The organism is Emticicia aquatica (assembly GCF_923079645.1).
Taxonomy (GTDB): domain Bacteria; phylum Bacteroidota; class Bacteroidia; order Cytophagales; family Spirosomataceae; genus Emticicia; species Emticicia aquatica.
This window is the reverse complement of the sequence record NZ_CAKLPY010000001.1, coordinates 705,043-723,005: the sequence shown is the minus strand read 5'-3', so window position 1 is coordinate 723,005 and position 17,963 is coordinate 705,043. Positions and strand designations below refer to the sequence as shown.

Here is a 17,963-nt window from a genome sequence, read left to right as displayed (position 1 = left end):
CTGCTTCTTTATTAAAACCCAATTCTACCTCTAGACTTCTTTCTATCACCTTTTTCAATATATTCTCGCATATCGGCTAGTTCTTTTTCAAATCCACCTGATAAAATTGGGAATCGACACCAGCCACGAGGGTCAAGATTATAACTATCTAAATGAAAACTTGGTGCATATCGCTCACGTTTCCATTGGTTTCTGCTCCAAAGTCTGAAAAAACGTTCAACCCAACCCGCCAAAGTTTGTTGGTCAAATCGTCCTTCATATTGAGCTTCCATGAATAACAAACATTCTAAAGGTGGTTTTTTATCTCGAATTGCTACACCTTCAATAGCATTCAATACTTCGTAAGGCATCAAATCTTTTTCATCTGTTTGTTTTTTATCTAACGGACGCAGTTCGGCTGTTGGCTGAAGACTATTTACTTTATTCAAACCTTCGATTTTGATATGTTTGCCTTTTACATCACAACCAATTGTTTCGAGCCAAACCAACCACTTTTTCAACCAAAATTTATCAATTCCCGCAATTGGATTAATGCTTCCAGCTGTATCACCATCCATTGTGCAGTAACCGACTGCTACTTCTGAACGATTTGATGTAGCCAAAAGTAAATGATTATGCAAATTTGTAAGCAGCCAAACACTTGGGGCTCTTACCCTCGCTTGAATATTTTGCAAGGGCAAATCATCATTTTCCCATGTTAAATCTCGACCTATTTGCTTTTCTATCAAATCTTTATATGTTTCTACAAGTCCATTTATATTGACATTGTAAAAAGTTGCACCTATATTTTTGGCCAAACCTTCAGCCGATTCATAAGTATCGGTCGAGCTATTTTCTGTTCCTTGATAAATGCTGTGAATCATTTTTTCGGCAATTTCTTCAACCGTAGTGCAATCTTGAATTTTATTGATGTAAGCAAGCTTTTTCTTGAAAGCATCTAAACCAATACTTTCATCAGCCAAACGAATCATCAAACCACACAAAGCCACACAAGCACAAGAATCTGCTCCACCCGATAGCGAAACTGTAAAACCTTGTGAACGAGACTTACGTAAATAATCAAAAAGGGCTAAACTAACCGCACGAGCAAATTCTTCTTCTTTTAAAAATCCACCTCGTTCAAACTTTTCTAATTCAGGGAATTGAGGTGCAATCGGTTTAATTTTTGGGAAATCAAAAAGTGATTGAACTTTCCAATTTCCTTGTGTAATTGGAGATTTTACTTGTGAATGATTCACTTTCGGCATTTCAACATCAATTACCGCTGAAGTTACGTAAAAATCTCCGTAACCAAATCTTGGCGATGAAACCAACAAATTGCCATCCGAAGCTATCATTGCATCACCATCAAAAATCAATCGACCTGATTCATTTCCCAAAAGATTTGTATAAATATAACTGCATGCAAACGAACGACTGCCATCAATCACGAATCGTTCACGAGTAACAAACTTTGAAAATGAAAACGGACTCGCACTCGGATTCAAAATTATATCCACTCCCCTATCAAACATCGCTCTTCCAGGGCGATTTGCTACCCAAGCATCTTCACAAATCTCAAAACCAATACGAACTCCGTCCAATTCAAAAACTAAATCTCCAATTGGATATTTGAATTCATCTATTTCAATTTCGTCTCGAACACCCGCTTGCCAACGATGAAACCAGCGGTCTTCGTAAAAAACGCCATAATTTGGCAAGTGTTGCTTACAAACAAAACCCAATATTTTTTTATTGGCAACCAAACATGCCGTATTATACACTTTATTGTTGAATCGAATCGGCAAACCAACAGATACAATCATTCCTGCGGTATGCTGAACAATTTCTAAAAGGCTTTCTTTGGCCTGTTCCACCAAATCCCATGAGTAAAAAGCATCTTCACAACCATAACCCGTAATACATAATTCGGGCAAACACAATAAGCTAATATCCTGACTATCAGCTTCTTTGATACAATCAATAATATTTTTTTGATTTTGTTCCCACGCCAAAGGCGTTTGGTTGAGTGTTCCTGCTGCTACTTTTATGAGTTTCATCAAATAATGAGTGTTTGAGTAAATAAGTAAATAAGTGAATTAATCTCACCGCTCATTAAATACTCAGGTTTGTAAATATGAACTTAGCCTATCTGGTTATCGCTACAAATATAACAAAAACTGTGAGGGCTAAGTTTGCATATACTTTGTTTGTAACACAATTTTCCAATTTGTTTTGTCAGTAAGGAATAAATCAGCAACTATCCCTAAAATGCAAGAAAACTGCTTATCAATATATTTTTATCAAAAAACAATACATATTTATTGTTTATCAATAAATTAATTTTACATTTGTGCCATCATTCACTTATAAAACATAAATATTATGAAAACACAAACTGAAAAAATCTTAAAAATATTAAGAATCGTAGCTTGGATTGCCTTTGTTGGTTCTGTTACGATTTTTGGACTCACCATAGCTACAGTCGTAATTAGTATCATTTTGCCAGACGCAAAAATTAATTTTAGTGGCATCATCATGAATCAAGCAGAATTAAGAAAAACGCACTTAATAGCTTATTTATTTATTTTTTCATTTACACTTACTTGGGCTTTTTTGAATATTCAACTATGGAAAAGCGTAAAAAATGTACTTTATAAAATCAATATGCAAAAACCATTCTCGATGGAAGTGGCAAATGTTCTTGAAAAAATAGGTTTTTTATTACTCAGTATTTGGGCTGTGGAATTTATTTCTGATGGTTATATTGATTATTTGTCAAAGCACATTGAAGGCGTAGAAAAAGGTTTCAAGGTTAGTCTATTTTACCTTTTTAATGCAGGAATTGTATATATAGTTTCGCAGATTTTTAAGCGTGGAGTAGAATTACAAGAAGAAAATGAATTAACAGTTTAACAAATAAATATTATGAAAACACAAACCAAAACCATTTTAGAAATAATCAAATACTTAGCTCTCTTAGGTGCTATCGGATTTTCAATCGAATGTGGTAGTCAACTTACTTCATTTATCATTAGTTTTTACAATCCAGCATTTGCAAAAAAAATTTATTTAGCCAATGAAAGTATTCATGAATTACGGGGATTTAATCTGAATTATTTTTATTTGGTAATGTCATTAATAATAATTTTGTCAGCTCTAAAAGCTTACATCTGGTATTATTTATCTGATTTTTTATTCAAACTAAACTTGAAAAATCCTTTTACAAAAATTGTATCTAACAAAGTGCAAAACATTAGTTATTTCCTTTTTGACTTATGGATTATTTCATATTTTGGCAATGCCTACATCAAATATCTTTTAAAACGAACTGACATAGATTTGGTCAATCTATTTAACCATGAAGAATATTTCTTTATGGCAGGAATTGTCTATGTTATTTCTCAGATTTTTAAACGTGGCGTAGAATTACAAGAAGAAAACGAATTAACAGTTTAAAAAATAATAATCATGCCTATTATTGTGAACCTCGACGTGATGCTTGCTCGACGAAAAATGTCATTGTCAGAATTAGCTGAAAAAGTAGATATTACGTTAGCAAACCTTTCTATTTTGAAAACTGGTAAAGCGAAAGCAATGCGTTTTTCTACGTTAGAAGCTATTTGTAACGTCCTCAATTGCCAACCTGGCGATATTCTGGAATTCGTTTCCGAAGATATTAAATAATTTTAAAATAGATGCAACCCTTTTAAACTTGGTTGCATCTATTTTAAAAACACCTCCTAAATGCTCCAAAACCACTCATCACAAAATTAAAACCACTTATGTAATATCAGTTACCTTGTAATACAAAGTACTGATATATTTGTTTTATAATTATGAAAAAGAAAAATAAACTGTAACATCAAAAGCGGTATTTGCATCAAATGAAAAATTGAATTTCACATAAACAATCAATCATTTTGATAAAATTCATGCAATAGACACAAAAACCAAAGGCTATTACTAAACAATTACTTTTATGAAAAAGCTATTACTTACAATGCTACTCGCATCAGCGAGTTTACTTTCTTTTGCCCAAAACGCTGAAGTTTCGTTTAAAGGAAAAATTTCAGGAAGTCTTTTCGATGAAAAGAAACAAGTACTTCCATTTGCAAACGTTTTATTACTCAAAGCCAAAGATTCGACTTTAACCAAAGGTGCTGTAAGCGATTTAGATGGTAAATTCCACTTTGAACAAATTGCAGTTGGTAACGAAACGCAGTATATCGTTTCGGTTTCGATGGTTGGTTACAAGAAATACTACTCGCCAAAACTTATTTTAAGTGAAGAAAATCTAGAAATTAAGCTTTCAGCTATTCAATTGAGTTTAGATACACAAAACCTAAAAGAAGTAACCGTTACAGCCAAAAAACCATTTATCGAACAAGCCGCCGACAAGCTTATTGTCAATGTCGAAGGAAGTATTGTTGCGAACGGAAATACCGTTTTAGAAGTCTTACAAAAATCGCCTGGTGTTACAGTCGATAATAATGATAATATCAGCGTAAAAGGCAAACAAGGTGTATTGGTTTTGATGGATGGCAAGCCAACGTATATGTCACAGAGTGATTTAACGAATCAGCTCAAAAACATGAATAGCGACCAAATTGAAAAAATCGAAATTATTTCAAATCCTTCGTCTCGCTATGATGCCGCTGGTAAAGCAGTGATTAATATTGTTACAAAGAAAAACAAAAACTTTGGTACAAATGGCAGTGTTTCTGTTGGATTTTCTTCAAGTTTTCCACCATATTTAGAAAAAGGTTTAAACAGCGATTTCAGTAAAATTGAAACTGTAAAACCAGGCATTATGCCTAAATACAACACAAGTTTAAATCTCAATAATCGACAAGGGAAATTTAATACTTTTGCCAATCTCACATTTTCGGATAATCAACGTTTTAATAATAACGTTTTAAAACGTGAAATTGGCGGAAAAATATTTGAACAATTCGCCTATCGCTACAATCAGAGTCAAAACTTCAGTTATAAACTCGGCTCCGACTTTTATGCTACTAAAAAAACTACCATCGGTTTTTTGGTAAATGGAAGCACAGGAGCTTGGCAAAATAAGCCTACTTCACCCAACATTAACACAACGTACATCAAGCATGCAGGTAGTAATATTCCTGATTCTAGTCTAGTTACGAATGCAAGCAATTTGAGGACTTGGCAAAATATTACGATGAATGCCAATTTCAAGCATACTTTTGATTCAACAGGAAAAGAATTAACAGCCGATATTGACTATTCTATCTACCAAAACTTGTCAATGGAAAGAGGAATGATATCAAGATTTTATAAATTTATTGATAATAAAGAAGTGGAGTATAATACACCACTCAATATAACTAGCAATACGCCAAACAAGTATAATATTTTTGCGGTAAAAACAGATTATATTCATCCACTACCAAAAAGTAAAGCAAAATTAGAATTTGGAGCAAAAAGTAGCTGGGTAAAATCAGATAATGACATCAGATTTTATCAAAATGGATTAGTTGATAAAGGTCGTACAAACTACTTCATATATGAAGAAAATATTAATGCCGCTTATGCAAATTTTAGTAAAGAATTAAGTGAAAAATTTAATTTGCAAACTGGTTTACGAATGGAACATACGCATTCTGTTGGAAAGTCGGTAACACTAGATGAAAAAAGAGAGCGTAACTATGTAAAGTTATTTCCAAGTGTATTTTTGAATCAAACAATCAACAAAAACAATCAACTTTCTTATTCATATAGCCGTAGAATCGAGCGTCCAGACTATGAATCATTAAATCCTTTTATTTATTTTCTCGATCCCTACACTTACCAATTAGGTAATGGTTATTTGAAGCCACAGTTCACCAATTCATTTGAAATAACGCACAGTTTCAAACAAGCATTTGTAACAAGTATTGGCTATAGTATCACAAACGATTACATGATTGAAGTCATCAAAAATGCCATAAATGACCCAGAAGTTTTAGAAAAAATCAAGAAATACAATAATATTCAAGGAATTGAACCAGAAAAAATAACTTTTGCGACTCGTGAGAATATCGCTAAGTATGAAAATATTAACATAAACTTTAGTGTTCCAATTCCAATAACTAAATGGTGGACGGCTCAAAATAACATTTCGGTTTATTACAATAAATACAGTGGAAAATTACTAAATCAAGATTTGAATGTTGGCCAATGGGCATATAATGCTTACACAAGTCATAGCTTGAAATTACCCAAAGATTTATCTGCCGAAGTATCTATGTGGTATAACTCACCCAATGTCTATGGAATGATGCGTGGAAATGCTCAGTATGCCGTAAATGCAGGTTTACAAAAAAGCTTTTGGAATAAAAAAGGTAATTTAAAATTAAACATCAACGATATTTTCTTGACAAGTTTTTGGGGAGGAAAAACTGATTTTGCAGGGGTAAAACTTGATATTCGTAACCGTTGGGATAGCCGAAATGCACGTTTAACTTTTACTTATAAATTTGGCAATCAGAATGTAAAGGCGGCTCGTCGTCGAAGCACAGCAACCGAAGCAGAACAAAGCCGAGTTAAGTCAGGTAATTAAAAAAATTATACTTATTAGACACAAAACCTGCAAGAATATATATACTTTACAGGTTTTGTGTCTAATAAGTTCTCAACAAACTTACACCCATATTTAAGCCAAAACCAGTTGTATGATAAATAAACAAGTTTTCAATTGATTTTTGAGACGATAACGAAATCGCCACAGAAGGCTCTAGCCAAACCGCAACTCGATCATTGACTGACTTACTTATCCGATAACCCAATCTACCATTAAAAACAGGTTTATTTAAGGCTGACGTTTGTATGCCTGCACGAAAACCCAACGATAGTGCTTGAAATTTCTTTATTTCGTACAAAAAGTCACTTTGTAATTCTACATATTTCCAGTTTTTTCTCTCGGTATTGACTTGATTAGTTGGCTCAATTTCAATATTCAATTCATCAATTACTTTCACTATTTTTTGAGTATCATTTGTTAAATCATAACTAATTTTTGATTTTCCAGTCATAAAGCTCAAGCCAGTTCTCAGATTCAGTTTTTTATGTATCGGATAAACAAACCCAAACTGTGCTGCAAATCCTAATCTATCTGAAGAACTATTAAAATCTTTTACCAAAATATTATCACTTTTATTTGGTGAAAAAACATAATAACTAAGCATTGGCGTTACATTGGCAAAAACTTCAGCTGGTGGAATAAATACTAGTTTTCGTCCAGGCTCTTGCTCAAAAGCAATTTGTGCCTCATCCCTACTCCACTCTGGAACTGTCAATGTTTTTTCATTCACTTGTAAAACCATTTTTCTTGGCGATAAGAACACAATATGTTGATTTATTTCAGTCTTGTCTATTTTACCATTACCTGTTGATTGTATCTTCTCAAGGATTGCATTTTCAGCCAAAGTAATTTTTGATTCTACTTTCACCAGCAGGTTTTCTGCATTCTCATTTGGTAAAATTTGTATTTCTTTAGTTTCATTATCAACATAACGCTGCTTCTTTTTTTGACCACTTTTGGTTACAAATAAACCAACCAAAGTTTGTTCTAATTTTACATTCTTTTTTTCAGAATGTTTTTCATCAGTATTTTTTGTTAGATTTAATTGTGTTTTCTCTAGATAAATATCTCTATTTTGACCAATCTGGCCATCTTCAATATTCGTTTTTTTATTGATATTTGGGAATTTTGTTCTACTATTTTCAGACTTTCTAGAGATTTCAGTTTGTGTGGATTTAGTAATAATTTTATTTTCAGTTTGAATATTTTGGTTGGTAAAAATGGTTGAATAATGGTATCCACCCACCAACAGCATCAATAATATACTAGCTGCAATGCCGATTCTTTGCAAATTATTCCACCAAAAAATAATTGGACGATTCGCTTCCTCTGGTGCAATTCTCTCTTGAATTTTGCTCCATAAAGAATCATCGGGCATTTCTTCAAAATCATGAAAACGCCTACGATATTCTTTTTCTATATTATCTTCAAAATTTTCCATAAAGAATAAATTTCTATCAGATTCTCAATTTTGTTCTTTCTACAATTCTTTATACGAATTATACCTTTACGCCCATTTGTTCTAATTTTTTTCTAAGTACTTTTTTAGCAAAAAATAACTGAGACTTTGAAGTTCCCTCCGTAATATTCAACATTTTAGCAATTTCTTGGTGTGAAAATCCATCAATCACAAATAAATTAAAAACCATCTTTGCTCCATCTGATAATTCATTTACAGCACTCAATAACTCCTGATTACTCATCTGATTTATCACATTATCGTTTTCCCAATCCTGAGATGGCAGTTCAACAATTTCTTCAAGATTCGTAAAATTCACTTTTTTATGGTAGTAATCTATGCACACATTTACAACAACTCGCCTAATCCATGCTCCTAATTGGTCAGCATTTCTTAATTCATTTAGGTTCAAAAATATTTTCACGAAAGCATCCTGTAGCAAATCTTCTGCATCTTCACGGCTTTGGGCGTAACGTCGGCAAATACCAAAAAAGCGACCTTTATACTGATGATAAAGTGCCGCTTGTGCCTTAGATTCTCGTCTAAGACACGCTTCTAATAATTCACGGTCGTTTTTTGACTGCACAAAAAGTTGGTAATTATCTTAGCAATACAATGTGATTATATAAAAAATTAATTAAAATTAATGACAACCTTCGCTTTAATGAATTGACTATCAGTACGAAACAAACCGTATTCAAATACTTGAGAAGTCAGAGGTTTCGAGTCAGATTTATAGAATAGTACCAAACGATTTTCACTGTTTTTATCAATTCTGATAGTTCCAATTGATGGATTTTGAATAATTTTAAGTGTGGCGTTGTTATACGATTCACATATTTTATCATTCTGTAAAACATCCAAAACTAATTCAGAACCAAGACCATAACTCAAAACGTTAATAATATCATCTGCCATTCCTTTTACACAATCACTTGATTCTGAGACATTTATCTCAACTGGAGCAACAGGATTCTTTCTATTATTGATACCAACTCGATAGAAAAAAATATCGTCTCCAATAAAATCTATATTCGGTGTGTAAATAATTTTTTGATTAACAACTTCGACTTTCCCATGCTTAGGTTGAATTTCAATCATCAACGAATTGTTACTGATTGAACCACAAGTTTTATCATTTGCTAATACATTAATTTCAGATGATTTTCCTATTTCTGTCTTTACCTTATCTCCAATCGTACCAGAATTACACGGCAAATCTGCCTGATTATTAACAAAATTTACTTTTATTTCTTCATTAATCTGTACTCCATCATTAGTTTTTCCTGTTATCGTAAACACATCATTTGCTGCTTTTAAATTGGTTAAACGATAATAAATAAAACCATTTTCAATAAACTTTGCCTCTCCATTCTTAGGTAATTGACTCACTATCAAAGACTTAGAACTTTTCATTTGTTCAAATGATGTTGGGTCTATTGCCAAATTTGAACCCAACAAAGTATAAAATGTATTGGTTGGATTTTCTTCATGAAATTCCAATGCCCCAATTACATCAACTTTTGCAACGTCGCATGACAGAGCTAGCATCCAAACAACTATCACAAATAAAATTCGATACATTTTTTCCTTCTTTTAATCATTGACTTCAAAAACCAAAAATGGTTGTAATCGTATTAATCTTTTTTAATTATTTTCTTAACAATTCTCGTTCCTTCGGTTTCTAAAATCAACAAATAAATACCTTCTTGCCTATTTCTAAAATCAATTGATTTTGAATGTTGGTCAAAATCAAATTTATCAATCAATTTACCTGAAATATCAGTCAATTTGGCATGAACGTGGCCGTTTATTTGATTTGGAATCGAGATAAATAATTGTTCATTCGTTGGATTTGGATAAACATCTATTATAAATGCAGGTAAATTTTCGCCAATAGCTAGTACATTTTCTACATAAATTTTAATTGAATTTGATGTTGAAATACATCCAAATTTTTCAATTTGAACGGTATAATTGCCACTTTCACTTACTTCAATCATATTTTCTGTTGCTCCAATCATTGTTTTTGTATCTTTAAACCATTGTAAATTAACATCCAAACAGCTTTCCAGTCTCAAAGTAGCTTTTTCATTAGTATATAAATTCGTTTTATCAACGATAATTGGGGGCGGATTTAACAAAATAAATTTATCAGAATTATTTGAAGAACACCCTTTTAAGGCAATTTCTTCGGTCTCATTAATACACCCATCTTCTCTTTTAATATATATTTTATAGCGATCTTTGTCTTTAACAAACAATTCATTAGTAATTTGACCTTTTATCGGCACATCATTTCTTGTCCACTGATATGAGTATTTTTTATCCTTTTCAGTAAATATTTTGAATGAATCCACTACACATCCCGAACCAGCATACGCATATCCAAGGTTAAGTTTAAAATCTGTTTTCTTTTCAAAGTTTACAAACGAATTATAATTACAGCTCGTGTTAGAATTTTTATCTAAATACTTTACAGAAAAAGTATAAAAACCACTTTTTGTAGCATTATAAAATGGTTGTGTTTCATTAGGAATTTCTTGGTCATTTACTCGCCAAACAATGCTTTGAAATGTAAATCTTTGCATAAATGAATCATCCACTTTTAGCAATGCCTTTGCACCACAAATATCTTCAATTTTTGCAATCGACATCGATTTAGGGAAATCTTCAATTACAATTTTATATTTTACAGATAAATAAACATTATTTTCATCTGGTAAGAAAACATCGACCTGATATTCTCCCGTGCTAACGGGTTTAAAATGGCATAGCGTCGAATCTTTTATCACTTTTCCATTCAAATACCACTGAAACCTCAATTTTGAATCCGTTTGAATCTCCTGTTTTTTAAAAATAGCCTTTAAAAAAGGGACTGGTTTACAATAATCACCATCATCTAAAAATATAGTTTTATCAATAGTCAATACATCATTTTGCATTATTGCAACCTCGTTAGTTTCTTGAAAAAGACTGCTATTTTGTAAATATTTTCTTACTTTGTACGTACCATTCTTCGGAAATCGTAAATTATTTTTATTCAAATCATTAATTATTATTCCATCTCGATACCATTCAAATTTACTCGCAAAGGTAGCATCGACACTAAGAATATCGAATGAATAAGTTAATGTTATTGGTAAAGAATTAACTTTCGGATAAATTGGAATACTATTGACAGATTTTATTTCGCAGGAGTTATTTAGTTTATTTACAAGTTTCAATGAATAATACCCTGTTTCAGTTGCCTGAAACGAAGATGATGAAGAATTTAAGATATATTCACCATTCTTGTACCACTGATAATTATATGAATCGTTTTCAATAAATGTTGGAGAAATTTGAATGTAATTTGAATCATCCGAAACTATAATAAGCTTTTGATCACTACAATTATTTTCTTTCAATCTAGTTTTAACCATAAATTGAGCCTCATTTATCTGAAATTTTATATCATCGTTCATTTGCCCGAAAGCAATATGACCTATTAAAGAAAAAATGGAATAACAGTATTTTTTTTTCATAAATGTTGGCGTTACTATTTTTTACTCTATGACTGAAATTACTGAATAATAGTTGTAATGGTAATAAAAAAAGCCTCAAACTTTCGTTTGAGGCTTTCCTAAATGAATAACAGTTGTTATTATGCTTTCGGTTCTTCACTTGCCGAAGTTTCATCTTGAGCTGGTGTTTCTTCAGGAGCCACTTCTTCAACAACTTCTGCTGATGATTCATCAACAGTTGCAGTTGTTTGAGCAGCATCTTCAGCTTTTTTACCACCACGACGACTACGACGAGTTTTAGTAGTTTTCTCTTCAACCGAAGTCAATAGAGCTTCATTATAATCAACTAATTCAATCAATGCAACTTCAGCATTATCGCCAAAACGTGTTCCTAATTTGATAATACGCGTGTAACCACCATTACGATTAGCTACTTTTTCAGCAATCTCACCAAAAAGCGTTTTAACTGCCTCTTTGTCTTGCAAATAAGAAAACACAGTTCTACGAGAGTGAGTGCTATCATTTTTCGATTTCGTAATCAAAGGCTCAACATATTTACGCAATTCTTTAGCTTTAGCCAAAGTTGTTTCGATACGTTTGTATTGAATTAATGAAATCGCCATGTTTTGCAACATCGCCTCTCTGTGAGAATGAGTTCTCCCTAAATGATTGATTTTATTTCCGTGTCTCATTGTTATTTTTTCGTAAGTAACGGTCAGAAAAGCTTACGCAGTCTTAGCTGTTCCACCTATTACGATTGTTAATTAATTTACTCGATAACTGCGGTTCGATAAGGTATAAAAAAATCCTGTTTCTAATAGTAGAAACAGGACAAATTCAATATCAATCCTCGTCTAACTTATATTTCAATACATCCATACCGAAATGCAAGCCTTTATCAGCAACTAATTGTTCTAATTCCGTCAATGATTTTTTACCAAAGTTACGGAATTTCATCATGTCAGCTACTTCTAATCTTGCCAAATCACCCAATGTACGAATATCAGCAGATTTCAAACAATTGTACGCACGAACTGACAAATCTAAATCTTGTAATGAAGTTTTCAATAACTTACGCATGTGTAAGAATTCTTCATCAACAATGTTATCTTCGTCATCTTTCTTGGTATCAAATACCATATTTTCGTCCGTAAACTTCAAGAAATGTTGAATCAAAATATGAGCCGCTTCTTGCAAAGCTCTCTCTGGATGGATAGAACCATCAGTTTTGATTTCTAATAAAAGTTTTTCGTAGTCGGTTCTTTGCTCTACACGGGTATTCTCAATGCTATATCTAACATTTTTGATTGGTGTAAAAATCGAATCAACAGAGATAAAACCGATAGGTAAATCATTTTGTTTTTGTTCGTCTGCAGCTACATAACCACGACCTTTATCAACAATGATTTCAATTTCTAACTCTTTTTGGTCATCTAAACGAGCAATAACCAAATCAGGATTAAGAATTTGAAAACTTTGTGTAAATTTACCAAGGTCGCCCGCAGTCAAAACACTTTGATTTTTGATTCTGACAGTAAACTTATTATCTACGTAGTCAGAAACTTTTTTAAAACGAACCATTTTAAGGTTTAAGATGATTTCTGTTACATCATCAACAACCCCATCAATGCTCGAAAATTCGTGTAATACCCCCGGAAATCTTACAGAAGTAATTGCGTAGCCTTCCAAAGAAGACAACAAAATACGACGAAGAGCGTTTCCGATGGTCACACCATACCCTCTTTCGAGTGGTTTAAACTCGAAAAAGCCATGGAAGTCGTCAGCCTTTTCCATGACGACCTTGTCAGGCATTTGAAATGCTAATATTGACATACGTATGCAGTGTGTTTGTTTTCGTTAACTGAAAGGTGGCTAGCTAAACCACCAATAAAAAAACGTAGCTGTGCCACTGCTGTTTTTAACAACAATGGCACAACCACAAGACAAATATTATTTGTTATATAACTCGACGATTGCCTGCTCGTTGAAGTTTTCTGGTATTTGGTCACGCTCTGGGTAGTTAATAAATTTACCTACCATTTCAGTAGCATCCCACTCTAACCAATTGTAACGTTTTGCATTACGTGCTTTCAAACTATCAGAAATAGTAAGAAGAGCTTTTGATTTTTCACGTACACCAACAATTTGACCCGGTTTTAAAATCAAAGAAGGAACATTTAATACAGTCCCATCAACTGTGATGTGGCAGTGTGTTACTAATTGACGTGCTGCACGACGCGTAGGAGCAATTCCTAAACGAAAAACTGTGTTGTCTAAACGACCTTCACAAAGTTTCAATAAATTGTCACCTGTACGACCTTCTTTAACAGAAGCTAGGTGGAAAAAACGTGCAAATTGACGCTCTAATATACCATAAGTATATTTTACTTTTTGCTTCTCAATTAATTGCTGACCGTATTCTGATTTTTTGCTCTTACGACCTTTTCCATGTTGGCCTGGAGGATAAGCTTTTTTACTTAACGCTTTACTTGGTCCCATTACTGGTTCACCAAACTTTCTTGAAATCCTTACTTTTGGACCTGTGTATCTTGCCATTTTTCTTGGTTTTTAAATGAAATAGAGATTGATTAGCCCCAATGTCCAAACCATCAATCATTTTGGTTTTCAAAACAACAGTAAACTGTTTTCTATTTCTTTTCCCGTTGTTAAACGAGATTTATTTGAATTTATTATATTATAACAAAAGAATGAAAGCTTTAAAGACTTAGTTTAATAGAAAAACCACTAAATTCTAATCTACAGTTTACATTCTTTTGAAATTTATTATACTCTTCTACGTTTTGGAGGACGACATCCATTATGTGGAAGTGGCGTTACGTCAGTAATTGTTGTAACTTCAATGCCTGAATTTTGTACAGTACGGATAGCCGACTCACGTCCAGAACCAGGACCTTTTACAAAAACTTCAGCTTTACGCATTCCTGCTTCGTAAGCTACTTGAGCACAACTTTGAGCCGCCATTTGTGCAGCATATGGAGTATTCTTCTTTGAACCTTTGAAACCCATTTTACCTGCTGAACCCCAAGATATAACTTGACCTTGACTGTTAGTAACAGAAATAATGATGTTGTTAAAAGATGCTCTGATGTGTACCTGACCAACTGGCTCAACTACAACAATTCTTTTTTTTGCTTTATCTTTTCTTTTTGCTTGTGCCATTGTGACAAAACATTATTAAATGATTGGCAGTACAGAAAAACCTGTACTCTGTTCGATTTTCTCCCTTAAAATGAAAATCCTACTTTTGGCTCATTTAAGAGCTAAGGGTTACTTAGTAGCCTTCTTTTTGTTGGCAACTGTCTTACGCTTACCTTTACGGGTACGTGAGTTGTTTTTAGTTCGTTGGCCACGAAGAGGTAAACCTTTACGGTGACGAACGCCACGGTAACAACCAATGTCCATCAAACGTTTGATAGCTAGTTGTACTTCTGAACGCAACTGACCTTCAACTGTCATTTCTTCCGTAATAATACCACGGATGGCATTAGCTTCACTATCATTCCACTCGCCAGCTTTTTTATCAAAACTGATGTTAGCTTTTGTTAGAATTTTTTGTGAGGCACTACGGCCAATACCGTAGATGTACGTAAGGGCGATTTCGCCTCTTTTTTTGTCTGGGATATCAACACCTGCAATCCTCATAGAAATTAGCCTTGTCTTTGTTTAAACTTAGGATTCTTTTTGTTAATAACGTAAATTTTACCCTTACGACGGATAACTTTACATTCAGCACTACGCTTCTTTACTGATGCTTTTACTTTCATAATGAATGAACCCCTAACCCCTAAAGGGGGACTTTATAGTAAGAAAATTTTCGTATTTTGGGGTTTTTTATAATTACGAAATTTTCATTTTAATACTAAAACTTATCGCATACTAAAAATAACTTAAAGCATCAAAAAACTAGCAATTATTATTTATAACGATATGTAATTCGAGCTTTTGTCAAATCATAAGGAGACATTTCGAGTCTAACCTTATCTCCTGGTAAGATACGAATATAATTCATTCTCATTTTACCAGAAATGTGAGCTATCAGTTCATGTTGATTTTCCAAACGAACGCGGAACATTGCATTTGAAAGGGCTTCTGTTATAATGCCGTCAACTTCGATATTTGATTGTTTTGCCATTAAATTTAATAAAACGATTTTGAATGAAAATAACTTGAAAGTGTACTTAAATATCCAATTTTCAAATTAATTTGTACCCAAATTCTTAAATTGAACTATGCAATAACTAAATTTTTCTTTGCTAAAACTTCCTCTATGTATTGGAAAGTTGTTAATATCTCTGCACTATCTTTTCTTACAACAACTGTATGCTCATAATGTGCTGCATGCTTTCGGTCTTCGGTACGAATTGTCCAATTATCATTTTCTTGAACCACCCCTCTTTTTCCTAAAGTAATCATTGGTTCTATTGCTAGAACCATGCCTTCTAATAACTTAGGACCATTGCCACGTTTGCCAAAATTAGGAACTTCAGGAGCTTCATGTAAATATTTACCAACTCCATGTCCAACTAATTCTCTAACTACGCCATAATTGAAACTTTCAGCATAATTTTGAACAGCAAAACTAACATCTCCAATTCTATTTCCAACACGAGCTTGCTCTATACCCTTAAACAGCGAACGATAAGTATGTTTCAACAAATCTAGTACCTCTGTTTTAATCTCTCCTAAGGTATAGGTGTAAGCACTATCGGCATGAAATCCATCTTTATAAACTCCACCGTCAATAGAAATAATATCACCGTCTTTCAAGATACGATTACTTGGAATACCATGTACAACAACTTCATTAATTGAAATACATAAACTAGCTGGAAAATCATTATATCCTAGAAAAGATGGCTTCGCACCACTATCTTTGATAAATTCATAAGCAACTTTGTCTAAAGCCTTCGTTGTAATACCTGGTTCTATTAACTTAGCAACTTCAGCATGAGCTTTACCTAAAATTTGGCCATTCTGTCTAATAATTTCTAACTCTTCTTCAGACTTTAGATAGATAATTTTATCTTTTTTGCTCATGTTTTAAACCCTCATTAGACTGGAATATTTGAAGCAACTTGACGACCTTGTATCCTACCCGATTGCATTAAACCTTCATATCTCTTCATTAACAAATAACTTTCTATTTGTTGTAATGTATCTAACACTACACCAACTAAAATCAATAATGAAGTACCTCCAAAGAAAGATGCAAAACCTTGAGTCATTCCTAATAAACCAGCAAAAGCAGGAAGAATTGCAATTACAGCTAATAATACACCACCAGGCAATGTAATTCTATCAAGAATATTAGCAACAAAATCAGATGTTGGTTGCCCAGGCTTTACACCTGGAATAAAACCACCGCCACGCTTCATATCATCTGCAATTTGATTAGGGTTAATCGAAATCGCAGTATAAAAGAATGTAAATCCAATAATCAAAACAGCATAAATAATGCAGTACTGCCATGATGTTGGACTATTCATAATTATTGCCCAGCTTTGGAAAGTATCGCTTTTGGTACTATCAGCCAAATATGTTAAGACTAAGCCAGGAATAAACATCAATGCTTGTCCAAAAATAATTGGCATTACACCTGCAATATTCAACTTTAAAGGAAGGTATTGACGCTGTCCAGTAACAACTTTATTACCTACTATTTGCTTTGCATATTGAACAGGTATTCTACGTGTTGCTTGAGTAATAGCTACTGCAAAAAGAACTACCAAAAATAAAGCTACAATTTCTAATACGAAGAACAAAATTTGCCCATTCCCTCCTCTTGACTGTGCTTCACCAATGATTGCACCTGGAAATCTTGATACAATTCCAATCATAATCATCATTGAAATCCCATTACCAACTCCTTTTTCTGTCATTCTTTCTCCTAACCACATACACATTACTGTGCCAGAAACAATAAGGATTACAGAACTAACATAGAACAATCCTTGATTAATTGTAATTGCATCAGTTGGTATAGTTGCACGTACATAGGTAAGTGCTTGAGCCGCTGCTACAATAATTGTCAACCAACGAGTAATTTGATTCAACTTCCTACGACCAGACTCACCCTCTTTTTGTAATTTACTAAAATATGGTAAAGCAAGCGTAAGTAGTTGTATTGCAATTGATGCAGAAATGTAAGGCATAATACCTAAAGCCATTACTGAAGCATTCTGAAATGCACCACCAACTAACGTATTTAAAAGGCCTAATAAACCATTACTTTGGGTAAGGTCTTTAAGTTTTGCTACATCAACACCTGGAAGAACCACGTGTGACCCAATTCTGAAAATCAAAATAATCAAAACTGTTTGAAGAATTCTTTTTCTTAATTCCTCAATTGACCAAATATTTCGGAGTGTCGTAATAAATTTGTCCATTTTTTTAGGAAAAACAAGGCGTT

18 protein-coding genes are annotated in these 17,963 nt (G+C 33.0%); 4 read left to right on the top strand and 14 right to left on the bottom strand.

The window, feature by feature from the left end; all coding sequences use genetic code 11:
- Positions 1-11 precede the first annotated feature (11 nt).
- Positions 12-2,039 (bottom strand): NAD(+) synthase, encoded by a 2,028-nt coding sequence (gene nadE / locus MJQ71_RS03135; RefSeq protein WP_238804359.1) that lies wholly within the window; start codon positions 2,037-2,039, stop codon positions 12-14.
- Between the two features lie 325 nt (positions 2,040-2,364).
- On the opposite strand from nadE, the gene MJQ71_RS03130 reads away from it, so the two are divergent.
- The 4 genes from MJQ71_RS03130 (at position 2,365) to MJQ71_RS03115 (ending at position 6,547) form a co-directional block, all read left to right on the top strand.
- On the top strand, positions 2,365-2,895 hold the full coding sequence (locus MJQ71_RS03130) for a DUF2975 domain-containing protein (RefSeq protein ID WP_238804357.1): 531 nt from the start codon (positions 2,365-2,367) through the stop codon (positions 2,893-2,895).
- A gap of 12 nt (positions 2,896-2,907) precedes the next feature.
- Positions 2,908-3,438 (top strand): DUF2975 domain-containing protein, encoded by a 531-nt coding sequence (locus MJQ71_RS03125; RefSeq protein WP_238804355.1) that lies wholly within the window; start codon positions 2,908-2,910, stop codon positions 3,436-3,438.
- Between the two features lie 12 nt (positions 3,439-3,450).
- Positions 3,451-3,666: a helix-turn-helix domain-containing protein gene (locus tag MJQ71_RS03120; RefSeq protein ID WP_238804353.1), complete on the top strand. Its 216-nt coding sequence runs from the start codon at positions 3,451-3,453 to the stop codon at positions 3,664-3,666.
- A gap of 295 nt (positions 3,667-3,961) precedes the next feature.
- Positions 3,962-6,547, top strand: coding sequence for a TonB-dependent receptor (locus MJQ71_RS03115; protein ID WP_238804351.1), 2,586 nt, complete (start codon positions 3,962-3,964; stop codon positions 6,545-6,547).
- Between the two features lie 61 nt (positions 6,548-6,608).
- On the opposite strand, the gene MJQ71_RS03110 is transcribed toward MJQ71_RS03115, so the two are convergent.
- From MJQ71_RS03110 to secY, 13 genes are all read right to left on the bottom strand, one after another.
- A complete protein-coding gene (locus tag MJQ71_RS03110; protein WP_238804349.1) occupies positions 6,609-8,009 on the bottom strand; it encodes a hypothetical protein in 1,401 nt (466 codons plus the stop codon).
- 58 nt (positions 8,010-8,067) lie between these two features.
- Entirely contained in the window at positions 8,068-8,613 is a 546-nt protein-coding gene (locus MJQ71_RS03105; RefSeq protein WP_238804347.1) for an RNA polymerase sigma factor, read from the bottom strand.
- A gap of 47 nt (positions 8,614-8,660) precedes the next feature.
- Positions 8,661-9,611, bottom strand: a complete 951-nt coding sequence (locus MJQ71_RS03100) for an Ig-like domain-containing protein (protein WP_238804345.1) — start codon at positions 9,609-9,611, stop codon at positions 8,661-8,663.
- Positions 9,612-9,664: 53 nt separating this feature from the next.
- Positions 9,665-11,554, bottom strand: a complete 1,890-nt coding sequence (locus MJQ71_RS03095) for a T9SS type A sorting domain-containing protein (protein ID WP_238804343.1) — start codon at positions 11,552-11,554, stop codon at positions 9,665-9,667.
- A 119-nt stretch (positions 11,555-11,673) separates the two neighbouring features.
- Entirely contained in the window at positions 11,674-12,225 is a 552-nt protein-coding gene (gene rplQ / locus MJQ71_RS03090) for a 50S ribosomal protein L17 (protein WP_238804341.1), read from the bottom strand.
- Between the two features lie 151 nt (positions 12,226-12,376).
- Positions 12,377-13,366 carry a DNA-directed RNA polymerase subunit alpha gene (locus MJQ71_RS03085; protein WP_238804339.1) on the bottom strand — a complete coding sequence of 330 codons (990 nt, stop codon included), beginning with the start codon at positions 13,364-13,366 and terminating at the stop codon, positions 12,377-12,379.
- Between the two features lie 117 nt (positions 13,367-13,483).
- A complete protein-coding gene (gene rpsD, locus MJQ71_RS03080) occupies positions 13,484-14,089 on the bottom strand; it encodes a 30S ribosomal protein S4 (protein ID WP_238804336.1) in 606 nt (201 codons plus the stop codon).
- Between the two features lie 228 nt (positions 14,090-14,317).
- Complete coding sequence (rpsK, locus tag MJQ71_RS03075) at positions 14,318-14,713, bottom strand: 30S ribosomal protein S11 (protein ID WP_238804334.1); 396 nt, start codon at positions 14,711-14,713, stop codon at positions 14,318-14,320.
- A gap of 108 nt (positions 14,714-14,821) precedes the next feature.
- Entirely contained in the window at positions 14,822-15,196 is a 375-nt protein-coding gene (rpsM, locus tag MJQ71_RS03070) for a 30S ribosomal protein S13 (protein ID WP_188763497.1), read from the bottom strand.
- Positions 15,197-15,201: 5 nt separating this feature from the next.
- Positions 15,202-15,318, bottom strand: a complete 117-nt coding sequence (gene rpmJ, locus MJQ71_RS03065) for a 50S ribosomal protein L36 (RefSeq protein ID WP_015027349.1) — start codon at positions 15,316-15,318, stop codon at positions 15,202-15,204.
- Between the two features lie 149 nt (positions 15,319-15,467).
- Positions 15,468-15,686, bottom strand: coding sequence for a translation initiation factor IF-1 (gene infA, locus MJQ71_RS03060; protein ID WP_188763499.1), 219 nt, complete (start codon positions 15,684-15,686; stop codon positions 15,468-15,470).
- Positions 15,687-15,781: 95 nt separating this feature from the next.
- Positions 15,782-16,591 (bottom strand): type I methionyl aminopeptidase, encoded by an 810-nt coding sequence (map, locus tag MJQ71_RS03055; protein ID WP_238804332.1) that lies wholly within the window; start codon positions 16,589-16,591, stop codon positions 15,782-15,784.
- Positions 16,592-16,605: 14 nt separating this feature from the next.
- The gene (gene secY / locus MJQ71_RS03050) at positions 16,606-17,940 is read right to left on the bottom strand and encodes a preprotein translocase subunit SecY (protein ID WP_238804330.1); all 1,335 of its coding nucleotides are present in this window, start codon (positions 17,938-17,940) and stop codon (positions 16,606-16,608) included.
- Between the last annotated feature and the right edge of the window lie 23 nt (positions 17,941-17,963).

Coding starts and splice junctions, on each gene's coding strand:
- nadE (WP_238804359.1), bottom strand. CDS start 2,039: ATGAAACTCATAAAAGTAGCAGCAGGAACACTCAACCAAACGCCTTTG.
- MJQ71_RS03130 (WP_238804357.1), top strand. CDS start 2,365: ATGAAAACACAAACTGAAAAAATCTTAAAAATATTAAGAATCGTAGCT.
- MJQ71_RS03125 (WP_238804355.1), top strand. CDS start 2,908: ATGAAAACACAAACCAAAACCATTTTAGAAATAATCAAATACTTAGCT.
- MJQ71_RS03120 (WP_238804353.1), top strand. CDS start 3,451: ATGCCTATTATTGTGAACCTCGACGTGATGCTTGCTCGACGAAAAATG.
- MJQ71_RS03115 (WP_238804351.1), top strand. CDS start 3,962: ATGAAAAAGCTATTACTTACAATGCTACTCGCATCAGCGAGTTTACTT.
- MJQ71_RS03110 (WP_238804349.1), bottom strand. CDS start 8,009: ATGGAAAATTTTGAAGATAATATAGAAAAAGAATATCGTAGGCGTTTT.
- MJQ71_RS03100 (WP_238804345.1), bottom strand. CDS start 9,611: ATGTATCGAATTTTATTTGTGATAGTTGTTTGGATGCTAGCTCTGTCA.
- MJQ71_RS03095 (WP_238804343.1), bottom strand. CDS start 11,554: ATGAAAAAAAAATACTGTTATTCCATTTTTTCTTTAATAGGTCATATT.
- rplQ (WP_238804341.1), bottom strand. CDS start 12,225: ATGAGACACGGAAATAAAATCAATCATTTAGGGAGAACTCATTCTCAC.
- MJQ71_RS03085 (WP_238804339.1), bottom strand. CDS start 13,366: ATGTCAATATTAGCATTTCAAATGCCTGACAAGGTCGTCATGGAAAAG.
- rpsD (WP_238804336.1), bottom strand. CDS start 14,089: ATGGCAAGATACACAGGTCCAAAAGTAAGGATTTCAAGAAAGTTTGGT.
- rpsK (WP_238804334.1), bottom strand. CDS start 14,713: ATGGCACAAGCAAAAAGAAAAGATAAAGCAAAAAAAAGAATTGTTGTA.
- rpsM (WP_188763497.1), bottom strand. CDS start 15,196: ATGAGGATTGCAGGTGTTGATATCCCAGACAAAAAAAGAGGCGAAATC.
- rpmJ (WP_015027349.1), bottom strand. CDS start 15,318: ATGAAAGTAAAAGCATCAGTAAAGAAGCGTAGTGCTGAATGTAAAGTT.
- infA (WP_188763499.1), bottom strand. CDS start 15,686: ATGGCAAAACAATCAAATATCGAAGTTGACGGCATTATAACAGAAGCC.
- map (WP_238804332.1), bottom strand. CDS start 16,591: ATGAGCAAAAAAGATAAAATTATCTATCTAAAGTCTGAAGAAGAGTTA.
- secY (WP_238804330.1), bottom strand. CDS start 17,940: ATGGACAAATTTATTACGACACTCCGAAATATTTGGTCAATTGAGGAA.